This window comes from Acidobacteriota bacterium (assembly GCA_039028635.1).
GTDB lineage: Bacteria > Acidobacteriota > Thermoanaerobaculia > Multivoradales > JBCCEF01 > JBCCEF01.
On sequence record JBCCHV010000001.1, the window covers coordinates 234755 to 251036 of the forward strand.

At 68.0% G+C, this 16282-nt stretch carries 15 protein-coding genes; 10 read left to right on the forward strand and 5 right to left on the reverse strand.

All coding sequences use genetic code 11. The features are described 5' to 3' along the window. The first annotated feature begins 31 nt into the window (after nucleotides 1-31). Nucleotides 32-724 (forward strand): class I SAM-dependent methyltransferase, encoded by a 693-nt coding sequence (locus AAF604_00935; GenBank protein ID MEM7048185.1) that lies wholly within the window; start codon nucleotides 32-34, stop codon nucleotides 722-724. 11 nt (nucleotides 725-735) lie between these two features. Here AAF604_00935 and AAF604_00940 read toward each other — a convergent pair whose 3' ends face one another. From AAF604_00940 to AAF604_00955, 4 genes are all read right to left on the reverse strand, one after another. Further along, nucleotides 736-1893, reverse strand: coding sequence for a DJ-1/PfpI family protein (locus AAF604_00940; GenBank protein MEM7048186.1), 1158 nt, complete (start codon nucleotides 1891-1893; stop codon nucleotides 736-738). Between the two features lie 109 nt (nucleotides 1894-2002). Next, the gene (locus AAF604_00945; protein ID MEM7048187.1) at nucleotides 2003-2386 is read right to left on the reverse strand and encodes a hypothetical protein; all 384 of its coding nucleotides are present in this window, start codon (nucleotides 2384-2386) and stop codon (nucleotides 2003-2005) included. A gap of 216 nt (nucleotides 2387-2602) precedes the next feature. Continuing rightward, nucleotides 2603-2908 (reverse strand): hypothetical protein, encoded by a 306-nt coding sequence (locus AAF604_00950; GenBank protein MEM7048188.1) that lies wholly within the window; start codon nucleotides 2906-2908, stop codon nucleotides 2603-2605. Nucleotides 2909-2977: 69 nt separating this feature from the next. Next, on the reverse strand, nucleotides 2978-3262 hold the full coding sequence (locus AAF604_00955; GenBank protein ID MEM7048189.1) for a hypothetical protein: 285 nt from the start codon (nucleotides 3260-3262) through the stop codon (nucleotides 2978-2980). Nucleotides 3263-3353: 91 nt separating this feature from the next. On the opposite strand from AAF604_00955, the gene AAF604_00960 reads away from it, so the two are divergent. The 6 genes from AAF604_00960 (at nucleotide 3354) to AAF604_00985 (ending at nucleotide 11321) form a co-directional block, all read left to right on the forward strand. Beyond that, nucleotides 3354-5561 carry a S46 family peptidase gene (locus AAF604_00960; protein MEM7048190.1) on the forward strand — a complete coding sequence of 736 codons (2208 nt, stop codon included), beginning with the start codon at nucleotides 3354-3356 and terminating at the stop codon, nucleotides 5559-5561. A gap of 190 nt (nucleotides 5562-5751) precedes the next feature. Next, nucleotides 5752-7113 (forward strand): replicative DNA helicase, encoded by a 1362-nt coding sequence (gene dnaB / locus AAF604_00965; GenBank protein ID MEM7048191.1) that lies wholly within the window; start codon nucleotides 5752-5754, stop codon nucleotides 7111-7113. Beyond that, nucleotides 7082-8335, forward strand: a complete 1254-nt coding sequence (gene alr, locus AAF604_00970; protein MEM7048192.1) for an alanine racemase — start codon at nucleotides 7082-7084, stop codon at nucleotides 8333-8335. Before dnaB ends, alr begins: the two co-directional genes overlap by 32 nt. Next, complete coding sequence (locus AAF604_00975) at nucleotides 8332-9069, forward strand: ABC transporter permease (GenBank protein ID MEM7048193.1); 738 nt, start codon at nucleotides 8332-8334, stop codon at nucleotides 9067-9069. The genes alr and AAF604_00975 overlap by 4 nt, the downstream gene beginning before the upstream one ends. A gap of 3 nt (nucleotides 9070-9072) precedes the next feature. Beyond that, nucleotides 9073-9828, forward strand: coding sequence for an ABC transporter ATP-binding protein (locus AAF604_00980; GenBank protein ID MEM7048194.1), 756 nt, complete (start codon nucleotides 9073-9075; stop codon nucleotides 9826-9828). 17 nt (nucleotides 9829-9845) lie between these two features. Next, nucleotides 9846-11321, forward strand: a complete 1476-nt coding sequence (locus AAF604_00985; GenBank protein ID MEM7048195.1) for an MlaD family protein — start codon at nucleotides 9846-9848, stop codon at nucleotides 11319-11321. A gap of 174 nt (nucleotides 11322-11495) precedes the next feature. On the opposite strand, the gene AAF604_00990 is transcribed toward AAF604_00985, so the two are convergent. Further along, nucleotides 11496-12356 (reverse strand): AraC family transcriptional regulator, encoded by an 861-nt coding sequence (locus AAF604_00990; protein MEM7048196.1) that lies wholly within the window; start codon nucleotides 12354-12356, stop codon nucleotides 11496-11498. A 143-nt stretch (nucleotides 12357-12499) separates the two neighbouring features. Between AAF604_00990 and AAF604_00995 the strand changes: the two genes are divergently transcribed. The 3 genes from AAF604_00995 (at nucleotide 12500) to AAF604_01005 (ending at nucleotide 16281) form a co-directional block, all read left to right on the forward strand. Then, nucleotides 12500-13270 carry a nuclear transport factor 2 family protein gene (locus AAF604_00995; protein MEM7048197.1) on the forward strand — a complete coding sequence of 257 codons (771 nt, stop codon included), beginning with the start codon at nucleotides 12500-12502 and terminating at the stop codon, nucleotides 13268-13270. Nucleotides 13271-13519: 249 nt separating this feature from the next. After that, the gene (locus AAF604_01000; protein ID MEM7048198.1) at nucleotides 13520-15778 is read left to right on the forward strand and encodes a TonB-dependent receptor; all 2259 of its coding nucleotides are present in this window, start codon (nucleotides 13520-13522) and stop codon (nucleotides 15776-15778) included. Further along, the gene (locus AAF604_01005) at nucleotides 15766-16281 is read left to right on the forward strand and encodes a TlpA disulfide reductase family protein (protein ID MEM7048199.1); all 516 of its coding nucleotides are present in this window, start codon (nucleotides 15766-15768) and stop codon (nucleotides 16279-16281) included. Before AAF604_01000 ends, AAF604_01005 begins: the two co-directional genes overlap by 13 nt. Nucleotide 16282: the final 1 nt, after the last annotated feature.

Genomic DNA, 16282 nt, shown 5'->3' on the forward strand with positions numbered 1-16282 from the left:
AAACTCGCTCTCGAACCGACCTCGCGAAGCCATGAGTAATCCAAACGACTCGCTGTTGCCCTATTACGAGCGGCGCGCGCCAGAGTACGAGGCGATCTATCGCAAGCCCGAGCGGCAAGACGACCTCGCCAAGCTCGCGGCCCGCCTGCCGGCCCGCTTCACTGGCCGCCGGGTTCTCGAGATCGCGGCCGGCACCGGCTACTGGACGCGACGGTTGGAAGAATCGGCCCGCCTCCTGGTCGCGGTCGACGCCGCCTTCGAGCCGCTGATCTTGGCCCGCCGGCGCATGCACAACCCGGCCTTGCGTGGGGACGCCTTCGACCTCCCGCTGGCGACCGCGTCCTTCGACGCCGCCTTCGCGGGATTCTGGTGGTCCCATCTCGAATTACGCCAGCGGTCGACCTTCTTGGCGGGCCTCCATCGCGTACTCGAGCCCGCCGCGCGGGTCGTGCTGCTCGACAACCGCTACGTCGCCGGTAGCAGCACTGCGATCAGCGACACCGATGCGGCGGGCAACACCTACCAGCGCCGCCGACTCGCCGACGGCAGCCACCATCGCGTGCTGAAGAACTTTCCGGACGGTGACGAGCTCTGTGCGCTGGTTCGCGCGTGCGACGGCCGCAGGCCGCGCTTCGAGGAGCTGGACTACTACTGGCTCCTCGAGTACGAGCTGGCCGCCGCTCGAGGGCCTTCACCGGAGGACCGTCTCCCCGGCCTCCGGTGAACCATCCAGGGTCATGGACCTCCGGGGGCGTCGCCCCGAACCTCCTCCCGAAGCGCCGCCTTGAGAGCCGGAACGCTCGGCGTCGCCAGGTCGAGGTTGCTGGTGAAGGGATCGCGGCTCGGATCTTCGTTCCAGTCGTACTCGGCCATCGCCGCCACCATGCGGGCCCCTTCGATGCCGAAGAAACGCGCCATCAGGGCCAGGCTCATGTCGATTCCGGCCGACACCCCGGAAGACGTCATGACGCGTCCGGACTCGACCCAGCGGGCCTCCTCGATCCACTCCGTGTCGCCACCGTAACCCTTGATATAGCTGAAGAAGGCCTTGTTGGCGGTGGCCCGCTGTCCGTCGAGGAGCCCGGCTTTGGCAAGGATCGCGGCGCCGGTGCAAACGGACGCCATCACCTGGACCTCGGGCGCCCGCGCAGCGACGAACTCGATCAGCTTGCGGTTGTCGACCTCGCGCAGGGTTCCGATGCCCCCGGGCACCATCAGCACATCGAGCGGCGGAGCGGACTCGAAGGAGTACGGCACGTCGAGACGCGGCGCGAGGTCGGCGGGGTAGGACACCGTGCGGACCACCACCGGGCCGGCGGTTTCGGCGATCAGGTGGACCCGAATCAGATCCGGTCCAGCATTCATCCACATCTCGAGGGGGCCGAAGAGATCGAGCGGCTCGACGCCGTCGAAGACCAGGACGCCGATGTCGAGCGGGGCTTCGTAGTCACCGATCGCGGCGCTGTCCTTCTGGCGGGCGATGTGAAAGCTCGAACGGCTTCGCCCTTCGGAACCCGGCTGCGACCACGACAGGACGTACTCACCATCCGGCATCGTGCCGGAGACGAAGGCCATCAGACCGTTGTCCTCCATGGCGTGCAGGCCGCGCAGAGGGAGATCGCCCGCCGGGCCGGTCAGCCTGAGGTCGAGGCGGGCCGGATCGTGAGCTTCCGAGAGCCACAGGCGAACGCTGCGCAGGGGTTGGTCGAGAACTGCCCCGTCCGCCGGCTCGGTGCGGACTTTCGATTGGTCGGCGACCTCTTCCGGCGCCGCCTTGCGGCCCATCGGATCATCGCCGGGATCGCTGAAATCGTCTGCTCGTACTGCGCCGAGGGGGGTGACCGCCAGCACGGCCACCAACCCCCAGAGAACCCTTTGCTGGAGCTTTTTCATCGTCATCTCACCTTGGAAACCGGAATCCACCATCGCGGACGAGCGTCGACCGGCTGGACGCCCCTCGTCCGAACGTCGCCTTTGCGAGCCTGGAGGCTCGGGAATTCGTCTAGGCTGAGGAGGTGAGGGGAGCCGGCGGGCCGCGCGCAGGGAGGGTTCCGGATCGCCGGTCGGAGCGATCGACGGGCGTGGGCAGAGCCACCCTCTGAAGGGAGACGAGGGCCGGCCCCGGAGCGTTCGAAGAAGGCTCGAAGGCGGCGTTGAAGGTGGCGCCGAGAGGACAGTGGTTCTCCTGCGATGAATCCTCGCCCTGCGCCGGAGCAGCAGGGTCCATCGGCATCAGCCCAGCGGCGTGGGCCGGACAGATCTTGACCGGTAGGCCTTCCGAGAGGGAGGCCGGCATGAAGCCGATCGGCACCAAGGCGCGCAAGGTCAGCCCGAGTAGTGCGACTCCCAGGAGGGCGAGGCGCGAGGGCTGATGCAGTGGCTTCATTTTGGCGGATGGATCTTCAGGTCTTACCAAACCTGGGGAGACCGTAGCACGCCGCGCCAGGATCTGGGGCCGCCTCGAAGAGCGCTGTCGGAGGGAACCGTCGTCGTCGACGGGGTCAAGAAAAAGGGCGGCCCCGCGACGCGAGGAGCGCCGCAGGCAGCCGGCGATCCCCGCGGGGGCCAGGGCGGTCGCGGGAACCGCCGGATCGGTCCGAGATCAGTCGGGCCAGACGTAGCAGAACAGCGCCATCATGCCGCCGTGCTCGGCGCACACGTCGCCGAGCAGGTCCTTGCAGACATTGATCGGAGTGCCGGCGGGGCAGGCGAGAACGCCGTCGTGCCCGTCCTCGCAAAGAAAACGGCATTCGGTCTGCCCGACCGGCACCGCCACCTCGGGACCGCTCGAGGCCACGGTGCCGCCGCGGGAGGTCACGACCGGATCCGCCGTCACCATCGGAGAGGCGACCATCAACACGGCCACCAGGGCCAAACCGGCGACCAACAGGAGCTGGATCTTGTTCATCGTCTTTCCTTTCTCGGTTCGGGTTGTCTCGAAGCTCTCGCTGAACGGAGGTGTCGGGGGTCGACCCGATCAGCGAACGTTGTCGCAGGCGACGGCGACCAGACCACCATGGTCGACACAAGGATCGCCGAGGAGGTCGGCGCAGACCTGGACCGGTGTTCCCGCCGGACAGGCCAGAACCCCGTCGTGGCCATCGGCACAGCGGAAGCGACACTCCACCTGCGGCGTCTCGAACTCCTTCGGCGCCTCCTGGTAGACGCCGATGGCGGCGCCGCTGCTGCCGGCGATGGCGATCACCCCCAGAAGACAGGCCAGTCCCAGGGCGCCGGCGAGAACCTTTCTCGGATTCGTCATCGATCTCTCCTTGCATCAGGTGAATAGGAGTGCTTGTCTGACAAAGCGAGAACCGAAGCCGGATGGAATAGGCCGCGCTATGATCGTTTCCATGGCTGCGCGATTCCTTCTCCTGACCGTGCTTCTCGCCCTACTCGGCGCTCCGCTCTGGGGCGTCGGGGGTAAATGGACCCCGGAACAAATCCTCGACCACGATCCCGGTTGGCTGCGCAAGCTCGGCCTCATCCTGCCGCCGGAGGACCTCTGGAGCGCCCAAGGCGGCGGGCTCCTCGAGGCGATCGTTCAGATCAATGGCTGCTCCTCGGGCTTTGTCTCCGACGACGGTCTCCTGATCACCAATCATCACTGCGTTTTCTCGCTGCTGCAGGAGCACAGCACGGCGCAGCGAGACCTGATCACCGACGGCTTCCTGGCCGCCGATCGCAGCAGCGAGCTGCCCGGTACCGGGGCCCGCGCCACGGTGCCGCACCGCTTCGTCGACGTCACCGCCGAAGTGGAAGCGGCCCTCGCCGGCATCGACGACGACGCGGCGCGGTTTCGCGCCGCCGAGAGCAAACGCCAGGAGCTGGTCTCGACCTGCGAGACCAAGCCGTCTCGCCGCTGTCGGGTGGCGACCTACGACGATGGCGTGCAGTACGTTCTGATCGAATCTCTCGAGCTGCCGGACGTGCGCCTGGTCTACGCGCCGCCGCGTTGGGTGGGAGAGTTCGGGGGCGAAACGGACAACTGGTCCTGGCCGCGCCATGCCGGCGACTTCGCCCTGCTGCGGGTCTATGCGGACGGCGACAACCAGCCGGCGGTGCAACGCGCCGAAAACCAGCCCTACCGGCCGAAACGCTCCCTGCGGATCGCTCGTCAGCCCTTGGCCGCCGGCAGCTTCGTGATGGTCGCCGGCTACCCGGGGCAGACCCACCGATCGCTGGTCGCGGGCGAGATGGCGATCCTCGCCGAGCTCTTCTATCCGCGACGGGCCGAGCTCTACCGTGGTTGGATCGACATCATGCAGGCCCAGGCAGCCGCCGATCCGAAGGCCGCGATCCTGCTGGCGGACCGCGTCAAGAGCCTCGAAAATCGCCAAAAGAACGCCCGCGGACAGATCGCCGGCCTCGAGCGCGGGGCCCTCCTGGCCAACAAGCGCGCCTTTGAGAAAGAGGCCCTGGCGGCGGCGGATGAAGCCGCCCGCGCCGCCTACGACGCCCTGACCGAAGGCGCCGAGAGCCACCGGCGCCACGGCTGGGAGCAGGAATTCCTGGTCACCGAGCTCCGCCGACGGGTACTGCCCCTGGCCCTCGCCCTCGACATCACGCGCGGATCGATCGAGGCTGCCAAGGCCGATGTCGACCGCGATCCGCGTTATCAGGAGCGCAATCGCGCCCGCCGGCTGGCCTTCCAGGAACGCAGCCAGAAGCGCCTCCATCAACCCACCGAGATCCTGATGATGGCCGATCTCCTGGGCCGGCTGCGGCAGCATGGCGCCGAGCTCACGATTCTCGAACGCTGGCTGCCGGCGGGTGCCTCGCCGCAGGCGGTGGCCGAAGAGCTCCTCGCCGGCTCGCAGATCTGGGATTCCACCAACCGCCGTGCCCTCTTCGAGACCCCGGTGGCGGAGCTGCGCCGGCAGAGCGCCGATGAGCCGCTCCTGGCCTTCACCTTCGACCTCGTGCAGGATCTCGAGAAGCTCGAGGCGGCGGCCGACGCCCGGGCCGGTGCCGCCTTGCGCTGGCGCCCCACCTGGCGGCGCTTTCTGGCTCGCCATCTCGGCCAGCCGATCGATCCCGATGCCAACGGCACGCTGCGGGTGAGCCTGGCCGAGATCAAGGGCTTCCGGCCCCGGGACGGGGTCTGGATGGAGCCCTTCACGCGCGTCAAGGGCATCGTCGAGAAACACACCGGTGTCGAGCCTTTCGGGGCCCCGCAGTCGATTCTGGACGCGGCCGCCGCGGCTCCCGAGAGCCGTTGGGCGTCGAAGAACCTGCGCGATGTGCCGGTCGGCTTCCTGGCCACCGGAGATACCACCGGCGGCAGCTCCGGCAGCCCCGTCCTCAATGGCCGGGGCGAGCTCGTCGGAGTGAACTTCGACCGCGTCTGGGAGAACGTCGCCAACGACTTCGGTTACAACCCGGAGATCGCGCGCAATGTCAGCGCCGACGTTCGCTACCTGCTGTGGAACCTCGAGATTCTCGACAGCGATCCGGCGCGGGCGCTGATCGAGGAGCTGGGGGTGGGCGAGGAGGCTCCGGAGGATCCCGCCCGGGCGGTGCTCGAAGCCTTCGGCGTTTCTCCCGGCAGCGGTCCTTGATGGGCTAGCCTTCGAGGCCCGCTGCCGTGACCGGTTGCCCGCACCGGCACCGGCTTCCTTGTTGAAGGCAAGCGCGAGCCCTCGGCAGGGATCTCTGGGCCGGGCTCCGGCGGCGCCCGCCATCGGGCGATGCCACCGCATCGCCATATTGCGCCTCGCTTCTCCCCGCGGAAGGCGTAGAATCGCTCCGATGCTCGACACCCTTCAGGCGCCCAAGAGCCTGCCCCACAGCGAGGAGTCGGAACGCGCCGTGCTCGCCGCGGTGCTCATCGACCCGCGCATACTGCCGACCATCTCCGGTCGTCTGCGCTCCGAAGACTTCTATTACGAGCGCAATCAGGTGATCTACCAGGCGATGGTGGATCTTCAGAACGAGGGCGTCGACGTCGACCAGCGCACCCTCCAGGCGACGCTCGAGCAGCGCGCCGAGTTCGAGCGCGTCGGCGGGGTGGCCTACCTCGCCAGCCTCGACCTCGACCTGCCGGACCTCGGCCGCATCGAGACCTACGTCGAGATCGTCAAGGAGCGTTCCGTTCGCCGCCGCCTGATCGAAGCCTCGGGCGAGATCATTCGCGATTGCCTGGACGGCGGCCTGGTGGCCCAGGAAGCCCTCGGCAAGGCGGAGCAGGCGGTCCTCGGCCTCGGCGAGGAGGCGATCCAGAAGGGCTTCGCCAGCATCGGCGAGATCTTCCACCAGACCCTCGAGGACCTCGAAGAGCGACCCGGCGCGACCCTCATCGGCGTGCCCACCGGCTTCACCAAGCTCGACGAGATCACCCACGGCCTGAATCGCGGCAACCTGATCATCATCGCCGGCCGGCCGGGCATGGGAAAGACCAGCTTCGCCCTCAACATTGCGCAGAACGTCGCGCTGCGAGAAAAGCGCGGTGTCGCCGTCTTCAGCCTCGAGATGTCGCAGCAGGAGCTCGCCCTGCGCGTCCTCTGCTCCGAGGCGGACGTGCCGTTCTTCAAGATCCGCACCGGCCACCTGTCACAGAACGAGTGGGGCCGCATCATCCAAACCGTGCGCAAGACCACGGCGGCGCCTCTTTACATCGACGATTCCCCCAATCCCAGCCTGCTCGAGATCGCCTCCAAGTCTCGCCGGCTGAAGGCCGAGAAGGGCCTCGACCTGGTGATCCTGGACTACCTCCAGCTGATGCAGGCGGGGGGCAAGTACGAGAACCGGAACCTCGAGATCGCGGCCATCAGCCGGGGCATGAAGCAGCTCGCCAAGGAGCTCGACATCCCGGTCATCGCCCTCTCCCAGCTCTCCCGCCAGCCGGAGCGGCGCGGCGGCGATCACCGTCCCCAGCTCGCCGACCTGCGCGAGAGCGGATCGATCGAGCAGGACGCCGACATCGTGGCCTTCGTCTACCGGGACGAGATCTACAATCCCGACGACGAAGAGGTCAAAGGTCTCGCCGAGCTCATCCTCGCCAAGCACCGCAACGGCCAGACCGGGACCGTCGAGATGGTCTTCGTAGGCGACATCACCTCGTTCAAGAACCCCGACCCGCATGGTTTCGACTCCCAGTTTCCTCCCGCCTGAGGCCGATCGCGAAGCAGACTCTTCGCCCCGCGGTCTGTCGGGAGCGCTGCGGCCTGCCTGGGTCGAGGTCGATCTCGACGCCCTGGTGGGCAACTTCGAGCGCCTGCGCCGAACCGTGGCGCCGTCTCGGGTGATGGCCGTGCTCAAGGCCGACGCCTATGGCCACGGGGCTCCCTTCGCCGCCCGCGCCCTCGCCCGGGCGGGGGTCGATTGGATCGCCGTCGCCCTCCTCGAGGAAGGCGCCGAGCTGCGCCGAGCCGGGGTCGAGCAGCCGATCCTGGTGCTCGGCACGGCGCAGCGGCCCCAGCTACCGCTCTATCGCCGCTACAGCCTGACGCCGACCCTCTCGAGCCTCGACCAGATCGACCTGTGGAGGGCCTTCGGAGAAGAGGTTCGCCGCCGCCAGCCGGTGCACCTCAAGGTAGACACCGGCATGAACCGCCTGGGCGTCGCCACCGACCAGATTCCTCGCGCCCTCGAGCTGCTGCGAAGCGATCGACACCTCGAGCTCAGCGGCTTGATCACCCACTTTGCCGAGGCCGACACTCCGGCGAGCCCGAGCAACGCCGCCCAGCAGAGGCGGTTCGAGGCGGTTCTCGACCAGCTGACGGCGGCGGAGCGGTCGCGCCTGCTGATCCATGCCGCCAACAGCGCCGCCGGCCTCCATCATCCCGCCAGCCGGCACCAGCTGGTGCGCTTCGGCCTCGCCCTCTTCGGCCTCGACCCGGCCGATCGCGAAGCCGCGAGAGGCGCTCCCGGCGATCTCGAACCGGTGATGTCGGTGGTCACCCGCATCGTGCAGCGACGCACCCTCGAGGCGGGCGCCGCGGTCGGTTACGGCGGCCGCTGGCGGGCCGAGCGGCCTTCCGAGATCGCCGTCGTGCCGGTGGGTTACGCGGATGGCTACGCCTGGCGTTTGACGCCGGGGGCCCGCGCCCTGGTCGGTGGCACTTCGGCACCGCTGGTGGGCTCCGTGACCATGGACATGTCGATGATCGACGTCACCGGGCTCGGCGCCGAGGTCGGCGACGAGGTCGTCCTGCTGGGCCGCCGCGGCGACCACGCGATCGACGCCTGGGACCTCGCCGAGTCGGCCGGCACCATTCCCTGGGAAATGCTCTGCCTGCTGGGTTTGCGGATGCCGCGTCGCTACCGTTCCGAGGGACGCATCGAGGAGGTCTCGGCGCGTTTCAGCAGCAGCCGCGGCCAAGGCCTGTGGTGAGCCGCTTTTTCACCGAGGTCGGCCGCCTGTTCTTGATGCTGGGACAGGTGCTGCGCTGGACGCCGCGCCCGCCCTGGGAGGTGCGCGAGCTGCTGCGCCAGATGGTGCGGGTTGGCCTCGACTCGATTCCGGTCGTCCTCCTGACCGCCCTGTTCACCGGCATGGTGCTGGCCCTGCAGACCTTCAACACGCTGCAGCGCTTCAACGCCGAAGGCTTCGTCGGCTCGCTGGTGGCCCTCTCGATGGTGCGCGAGCTGTCGCCGGTGATCGGTGGCCTGATCGTCGCCGGCCGCTGCGGCTCGGCGATGGGCGCCGAGCTCGGCACCATGCGGGTGACGGAGCAGATCGACGCTCTCGAGGTGATGGCGACCAATCCAATTCACTACCTGGTGGTGCCGCGGGTTTGGGCGACGACCCTAACCTTGCCGATGTTGGTGATGATGGGCAACGCCGTGGGGATCTGGGGTGGCTATCTGATCGCGGTGGTCCTGTTGGGCGCCAACCCGGTCACCTACATGGAGAACACCTTCCAGTTCCTCGACCTCAACGACGTCGCCTCGGGGTTGATCAAGGCGGCCGTCTTCGGTCTCCTGATCGCCGTCATCGGCTGCCAGAAGGGCTACTACACGGAAGGCGGCGCCGAAGGCGTCGGGCGCTCGACCACCGAAGCGGTGGTGATGGCCTCGATCGCCATCCTGTTCTCGGACCTAATCCTGACCAAGTTGCTTTTCTAGGCCGTGGAAACCTCCTCCAAGATCCGCCTGCGCGGCGTCCGCAAGGCCTTCGGTCCGAAGGTCGTCCTCGCCGGCCTCGACCTCGACATCCAAGAAGGGGAGTCGCTGGTGGTGATCGGCGGCTCGGGCAGCGGCAAGAGCGTGCTGCTCAAGCACCTGATCGGCTTGATGGCGCCCGATTCCGGCAGCGTCGAGGTCGACGGCGTCGATCTCGCCAGCCTCTCCAGCGCCGAGCTGACGCACTTTCGCCGGCGCTACGGCATGGCCTTCCAGGAGGGCGCCCTGTTCGACTCGATGACGGTCTTCGAGAACGTCGCCTTCCCGCTGCGCCGACGCCGTGAGCTCAGCGTTGCCGAGATCGAGGCCCGGGTCTCCGGTTGCCTCGACGTCGTCCGCCTCGACGGCGTCGACGACAAGATGCCGGGCCAGCTCTCCGGCGGCATGCGCCGGCGCGTCGGCTTCGCCCGCGCCATCGCCCTCGAGCCAGACATTCTGCTCTTCGACGAGCCGACCACCGGTCTCGATCCGATCACCACGGCGCTGATCGACGACGTCATCACCCGCATGCTCGATCGCCTCGGCTCGACCGCCATCACCATCACCCACGACATGACCAGCGCCTTTCGCATCGCCGACCGCATCGGCCTCCTTGCCGGCGGCCGGATCGTCGCCCTGGCGCCGCCGAAGGAATTCCAGGAGCTGCCGGATCCGCGGGTTCAGCAGTTCATTCACGGCAAGGCGGAAGGCCCCCTCGCCTGAGCACCCAGGAGAACCCGATGACCCAGGCCATCAAAGTCGGAATCTTCGCCACCGTGGCGCTCCTCGTGTTGATGTATTTCGTGATTCGCATCGAGGACCTCAATCCCTTCGCGCCGGATCAGCAGGTGGTCGAAGCGGTGTTCGATACGGTCGCCGGTCTCGACGACAAGGCGCCGGTGCGCATCGCCGGCGTGCGGGTCGGCCGGGTCGACGGGATCCGCCTCGAGGGCCGTCGGGCTCGGGTCCGCCTTCTGCTCGAGCAGCCGGTGCCGCTGACTGCTGGGAGCGAGGCCCACATCTCGAACCTCGGGCTCCTCGGCGACAAGTACATCGAGCTGATGCTCGGCCCCGAGGGCGCGCCGGAGCTGGCGGCGGGGGAGCCCCTGGTCGGGGTGACGCCGCCGTCCTTCGACGACGCCATGGCGAAGCTCGGCGACATCGGCGACTCGATCCAGAACGTTACCGATTCCCTCGCCGACCCGGCCGGCGGCGGCTCCCTGGCGCGGCTCCTCGACAACCTCGAGGCCACCACCGCCGAGATCCGCTCGCTGGTGGCCGACAACCGCCAGCAGCTTTCCGGTACGATCCGCAACTTCGAGAGCGCCAGCGGTACCCTCGCCAGCGAGCTGCCGGTGCTGGCGGAGAAGATCGCCACCCTGGTCGACTCCCTGACCTCGGTGGTGTCCGAGAATCGCGATCAGCTCGCCGGCAGCCTGGGAAATATCGAGACCCTCTCCGCCAGCCTGCAGACTTCGGCCGAGAACCTCAACACCATCACCGATCGCCTGGCCCGCGGCGAGGGCACCCTCGGCAAGCTCCTCACCAGCGACGAGATGCACGACGAGATCGTCGACACCCTGGGCTCCATCGAGGGCGGCGTCGACACCCTGTCGGACACCCTCGGCCGAGTCGGCGATCTCAAGCTCGATCTCGAGCTCGGCGGCTTCTACCTGCAGGATGCGGAGGAGTACCAGGGCTCCCTCGCCCTGCAGCTCGATCCCGGCCGCGGCAGCAATCGGCTGTACAAGATCGCCCTCGTCGAGAACGCCGTCGGAGACGAGTTCTTGAAGACCCAGCGGGTCACCGAAACCCTCCCCGACGGCAGCACCGAGGTGCGCACCATCGAGACCTTGACCACCGAGGACGAGGCCGTTTTCTCGGCCCTGCTAGGGGTTCGCCTGCGCAACGAATCGCGCCTCTGGGCCGGCCTCATCGAAGACAACTTCGGCGTCGCCATCGAGTATCCCGTCCCCACCCTCGACCGCCGCCTGTGGCTCGACCTCGAAGCCTTCGACTTCGACCGCGAGGGCGATCGCGACCCCCACCTGCGGCTCACCACGCGCTACTTCGTCAACCGCAACGTCTACCTGATGGGGGGCTACGACGATCCCCTCGAAAGCGACCGCGACTCCTTCTTCTTCGGCGGCGGCATCCGCTGGAACGACGACAACCTGAAGTACCTCCTCGGCTCCGTCCCGACCGGCGGCTTCTAGTCCGCCCTTCTCACGAGGTTTCCTCGCGAGAGGGCGTAGGTTCTTGAAGATGCAAGGCATCCGTCGCTGCCACGACGCCGCCGTACTCGACGTGCTGAGGAGAGCAGGCGACGGATAACGCAGCAGAATCGGGGACCTACGGACGCGCAGCGGAAAGATGGTGAGAAGGGCGGGCTAGCCTCGATAAAGGGCGCGGAAGGCCGAGGGGGTGGTGCCGATCAGCCGCTTGAAGAACTTCACGAAGTTGGTCGCTTCGGAAAACCCCAGTCGCAGCGCGATGGTCTCGACGGCGAGGTCCGTGTGCACCAGCAGGCGCTGGCCTTCGAGGGCGACGCGGCGGTCGATGTGGGCCTTGGCGCCGATTCCCACTATCCGCCGGCACCAGCGCGACAGGGTCTTTTCGGAATAGCCCAGGGTGCGGGCATACCAGGCCAGGTCGCGGTGGTGGGTGAGCTGCTCTTCGAGCAGACTTTCGAAGGCCTCGAATGGCTCGCTCACCGGGAGACCCTGACGATCGAGCTGCCGCCGGACGGCGCCCTCGCAGAGCTCCAAGAGGGCCGGCAGGAGTCGCCACACGACGCGGTCCGGGGCCGCGCTCAGCTCGCGAACCTGAAGGTCGAGCATCAGATCCACCAGCTTCCGGAGGGCGTCGAAGTCTTCCGGCGTCGGGACGATTCGTGCCGGCCAGCGGCGCGGTGGCGCCTCGGCACCGCAGACTTCGGGCTGGAAGAGGGCGACGAAGCCGGCCAGGTCATGCTCGCCATCGAAGCGCTGCACCTGACCCGGAGCGACGTGCACCAGGGCGCCCGCCTCGACCGGGTGCTGATCGAAATCCACCATGTGCCAGCCGGCACCGCCGGTGATCACCAACAGGAGGTGGAAACCGGTGCGATGAGCCCGGAAGATCGAGTGATCGAGCGAGCGTCGTCGCAGCTCTTCGAGGATCAGAACCTCGACTCCGAAGGCCGCCCGCTGGCCGCCGTCGAAGGGGACGGCCGGAACGCTTCTAGGGGTCGATTGTCCGTTTTTGACCATCGAACGTCAGCTTACGACCTGGCGAGGTGGCGAGTCCAGGCGTAGCGTTCTCCTGTCGCAGGGGTTGCGACCGACACTCGACAGAAATACTTAAGAGTCCGGGGTGTTCGAAAAGCGCCTCGCACCTTGCCAGGAGACCGACCATGGAACCGAAACAGATCGTCCTCAGCGCCTTCGCCGCCCTCTTTTCCGACTTCGATCCGCAAGCCGCCGAGCAGCATCTGGCACCAGGCTACGTGCAACACAACCCGGCGGTGCCGACCGGCGCAGCGCCGATTCTGGGACTGCTGCCAGCATTGCGCGACAGCGGCCTGAAGGTCGAGACCCACCGCGTCCTCGCCGACGGCGACTATGTCGCCTTGCACAACACCTACCGCAATGCCCAGGCCTTCGGCGCCGACGAGATGGTGGCCTTCGACATCTTCCGGGTCGAGGACGGGCGAGTCGCCGAGCACTGGGACAACCTCGCCGCGGTGACGCCGCCGAACCCCTCCGGCCGCAGCCAGACGGACGGCCCGACGGAGATCTCCGACCGCGACCAGACCGCCGCCAACAAGGCTCTGGTCAGCGACTTCGTCGCCACCGTCCTGCGCGACGGTGAGGTCGACCGCATCACCGACTTCGTCTCAACCGAAACCTACCTGCAACACAACAGCCAGATCGCCGACGGCCTCGAAGGACTCGGCGCGGCCCTCGCCGCCTGGGCCGAGCAGGGCATCACCATGAGCTACCGCGAGACCCACCTGGTGATCGCCGAGGGCAACTTCGTGCTCACCGCTTCGGAAGGCGATCTCGGGGGAGAGACGATGGCCTTCTATGACCTCTTCCGGGTCGCCGACGGCAAGATCGTCGAGCACTGGGACGTGATTTCCCCGATTCCCGCCGAGATGGCCCACGACAACGGCAAGTTCTGAGCTCTGCGGGTGGCGAAAGGCCCCGGTCGGTGCGCAGCGCGGCCGGGGCCGCCGTCCCCCCGCGCGGCGGGGGATGGGCTCGCCGAAGCGCTATCAGATGAGAACCGCAGAGACTCGCCAAGGAAGAGGCGGTGGGTCCGCAATCATCAGTCGATATCTCCTAGAACTTGATTTTTGACTAATCAAAATATAGTCTTCGCTTGACCGTATCCGAGGGCAATGCCCAAGATCCGAGCGAGGACCGAACCGATGAGCACTTTGCGCACCCTGACCCTGACTCTGACCCTGCTCCTCCTGACCGTGCCGGCATTGGCTGCGGATGCCGAGGAGTGTGATCTGCGCGCCACCATCGTCGACGGCAACCAGCAGCCGGTGAGCGACGCGGTGCTGCATCTGCTCGACGCCGATGTCGAGCTGACCAGCGATGGCGCCGGCGTGGTCTGCGCCCCGCGGGTGCCCGACGGACGGCAGACCCTGCTGGTGATCGCCGCCGGTTTCTCGGTTCTCGATGCCACCGTCACCAAGGAAACGGACGCGCCGCTGCTCCTCGAGCTCGAGCTGACGCCGGCCTTCGGCGAGGAGATCGTGGTCACCGGCACGCGCACCGCCAAACGCTTGGCGGAGACGCCGGTGCATGTACAGCGCATCTCGCGCGACAGCATCGAGGCTTCCGCCTCTCGCACCCTCGCCGACGCCATCGAGCTGACCCCCGGCGTGCGCATCGAGAGCAACTGCCAGAACTGCAACTTCTCGCAGGTGCGCATGCTCGGCCTCGAGGGTCCCTACTCCCAGATCCTGGTCGACGGCCAGCCGACGGTGTCCTCCCTGGCGCTGGTCTACGGAGTCGAGCAGTTTCCCGCCAGCGCCCTCGAAAACATCGAGGTGGTCAAGGGTGGGGGAGCGGCAATCTACGGTGCCGGCGCCGTCGGTGGGGTGATCAATCTGATTCCCCATTCGCCCCTCGACACCCACTTCGCCCTCGACGCCCGTGGCCTGCGCACCGGCGGCGAGGCCGGCTACAGCCTGTCGGCGATGGCCGATTGGAGCCCGCGCCAGCGGCGCACCGGCTTCTCCTTCATCGCCCAGCTCGACGAGGTCGACCCGGCGGACCTCGACGGTGACGGCTTCACCGAGGTCACCAGCCGCGAGCTGACCACCTTCGGGGTGCGCGGCGAGCACTACCTGCTGGCGGACCAGGCGCGCCTCAGCGGTGAGCTCAACTTCACCGATGCCCGGCGGCGCGGTGGCGACCTCGTCCGCTTCGACCGGCGTCCCGACGAGACCGCTCTGACGGAGGAGATCAGCACCGAGCGCCTCGGCCTGTCCCTCGGCTTTCTGCACACCGTCTCGGCACGCTTCGACTACCGCCTCGCCGGCTCCTATGCCGACACCTCGCGCGACTCCTACTACGGCGGCGGCTTCGATCCCAACGCCTACGGCACCACCGAGAACCCGCTCTGGATCCTCGACTCGCAGGCCAACCTCTACCACTCCAGGGGCACCTACAGCTTCGGCGCCAGCTACAGCCGCGACGAGATCGACGACCGCCAGCCCGGCTACGACCGCCTGCTGCAGGAGAGCAACAGCAATCTCGGCGTCTACGTCCAGGACGACCGCACCCTGGGCGACAAGGTGACGGTGATCTACGGCCTGCGCGCCGACGACCACTCGGCGCTGCCCGATCCGGTGCTGCTGCCGCGACTGGCGGCGATGCTGGCGCCGCGCGACGACGTCACCGTGCGCCTGTCCTACGCCCAGGGCTTCCGCGCTCCGGTGACCTTCGACGAGGATCTCCACATCGAGCTCGCCGGTGGCGAAGCGCAGGTCATCCGGCCCGCCGCCGACCTCGTCGAGGAGCGCTCGGACGCCTACTTGCTGTCCGTCGAGTGGCGGCCGACCTTCGGGCGCAAGGGCAGCGCCGCGCTCGAGGTCGCCGGCTTCCGCACCGACCTCGAAGACCTCTTCGACGTCATCGAGGCCGACGACCCGGCCACCGATCAGCGCGAGTTCCTGCGCGTCAACGCCGCCGGCGCCCAGGTCGAAGGGGTCGAGCTCGCCGCCTCCCTGCGCTGGGGCTCCCGCCTCTCGCTGCAGGCCGGCTACGTGGTGCAGAGCTCCCGGTTGGCCGAGGCGGAGCCCGACTTCGGCAGCCGTGAGCTGTTCCGCTCGCCGGACCAGTACGGCACCTTCCTTCTGCAGTCCCGCCTGCCGGCGGCGATCGAACTCTTCCTCGGCGCCCGCTACACCGGCGAGATGACCGCGCCCCACTATGCCGGCTTCATCACCGAGGACCGCCTCGAAAGGACGCCGTCCTTCGTCGAGCTCGATCTCAATCTGTCACGCGATTTTCGCCTCGCCGGGCGCTCCGTGACCCTCACCGTCGGCGCCAAGAACCTCACCGACGAGTACCAGGAAGATCTCGATCGGGGCCCCGACCGCGACTCCAACTACGTCTACGGGCCGCGCCTGCCGCGCTCCTACCAGGTCGGCCTGCGGTGGCAGTTCTGAGGCTTCGCGGAGCCCTCCGCGGGGGTGTCCTGGCGCTGATCTTCGCCTTCGCCCTGGCCGTGCCGGCCGCCGCCGACTCGATCTGGCGCAGCGAGGAATGGACCGACCTCACCGGCCGCACCTGGACCGCCGATGACCTCGAGGGTCGCGTCGTCCTGCTCGACTTCTGGGCCACCTGGTGCGCCCCCTGCCTGGCCGAGCTACCGGACCTGCGCGAGCTCGATGCGGCCTATGGCGAGCGCGGTCTGGTGATCGTCGGCATCGCCCTCGACGCCCTCGAGCGGCGCGACCTGCGCTCATTCCTGCTGCGTCACGACATCACCTGGCCGCAGGTCCACGAGCGCGCCGGCACCCAGTCCGACATCGCCCGCCGTTTCGGCGTCGAGGCGGTACCGGTGACGGTGCTGGTCGATTCCGCAGGGCGCGTCGTCGCCCGCGATCTGCGCGGCAAGGCCCTTGGCGCCACGGTCAAGGCGCTGCTCCGCAGCTCGGCGGTGCCCTGAC

Excerpts from the sequence above, each read along its gene's own strand:
- AAF604_00935 (MEM7048185.1), top strand. The coding sequence starts at position 32 with ATGAGTAATCCAAACGACTCGCTGTTGCCCTATTACGAGCGGCGCGCG.
- AAF604_00940 (MEM7048186.1), bottom strand. The coding sequence starts at position 1,893 with ATGAAAAAGCTCCAGCAAAGGGTTCTCTGGGGGTTGGTGGCCGTGCTG.
- AAF604_00945 (MEM7048187.1), bottom strand. The coding sequence starts at position 2,386 with ATGAAGCCACTGCATCAGCCCTCGCGCCTCGCCCTCCTGGGAGTCGCA.
- AAF604_00950 (MEM7048188.1), bottom strand. The coding sequence starts at position 2,908 with ATGAACAAGATCCAGCTCCTGTTGGTCGCCGGTTTGGCCCTGGTGGCC.
- AAF604_00955 (MEM7048189.1), bottom strand. The coding sequence starts at position 3,262 with ATGACGAATCCGAGAAAGGTTCTCGCCGGCGCCCTGGGACTGGCCTGT.
- AAF604_00960 (MEM7048190.1), top strand. The coding sequence starts at position 3,354 with ATGGCTGCGCGATTCCTTCTCCTGACCGTGCTTCTCGCCCTACTCGGC.
- dnaB (MEM7048191.1), top strand. The coding sequence starts at position 5,752 with ATGCTCGACACCCTTCAGGCGCCCAAGAGCCTGCCCCACAGCGAGGAG.
- alr (MEM7048192.1), top strand. The coding sequence starts at position 7,082 with ATGGTTTCGACTCCCAGTTTCCTCCCGCCTGAGGCCGATCGCGAAGCA.
- AAF604_00985 (MEM7048195.1), top strand. The coding sequence starts at position 9,846 with ATGACCCAGGCCATCAAAGTCGGAATCTTCGCCACCGTGGCGCTCCTC.
- AAF604_00990 (MEM7048196.1), bottom strand. The coding sequence starts at position 12,356 with ATGGTCAAAAACGGACAATCGACCCCTAGAAGCGTTCCGGCCGTCCCC.
- AAF604_00995 (MEM7048197.1), top strand. The coding sequence starts at position 12,500 with ATGGAACCGAAACAGATCGTCCTCAGCGCCTTCGCCGCCCTCTTTTCC.
- AAF604_01000 (MEM7048198.1), top strand. The coding sequence starts at position 13,520 with ATGAGCACTTTGCGCACCCTGACCCTGACTCTGACCCTGCTCCTCCTG.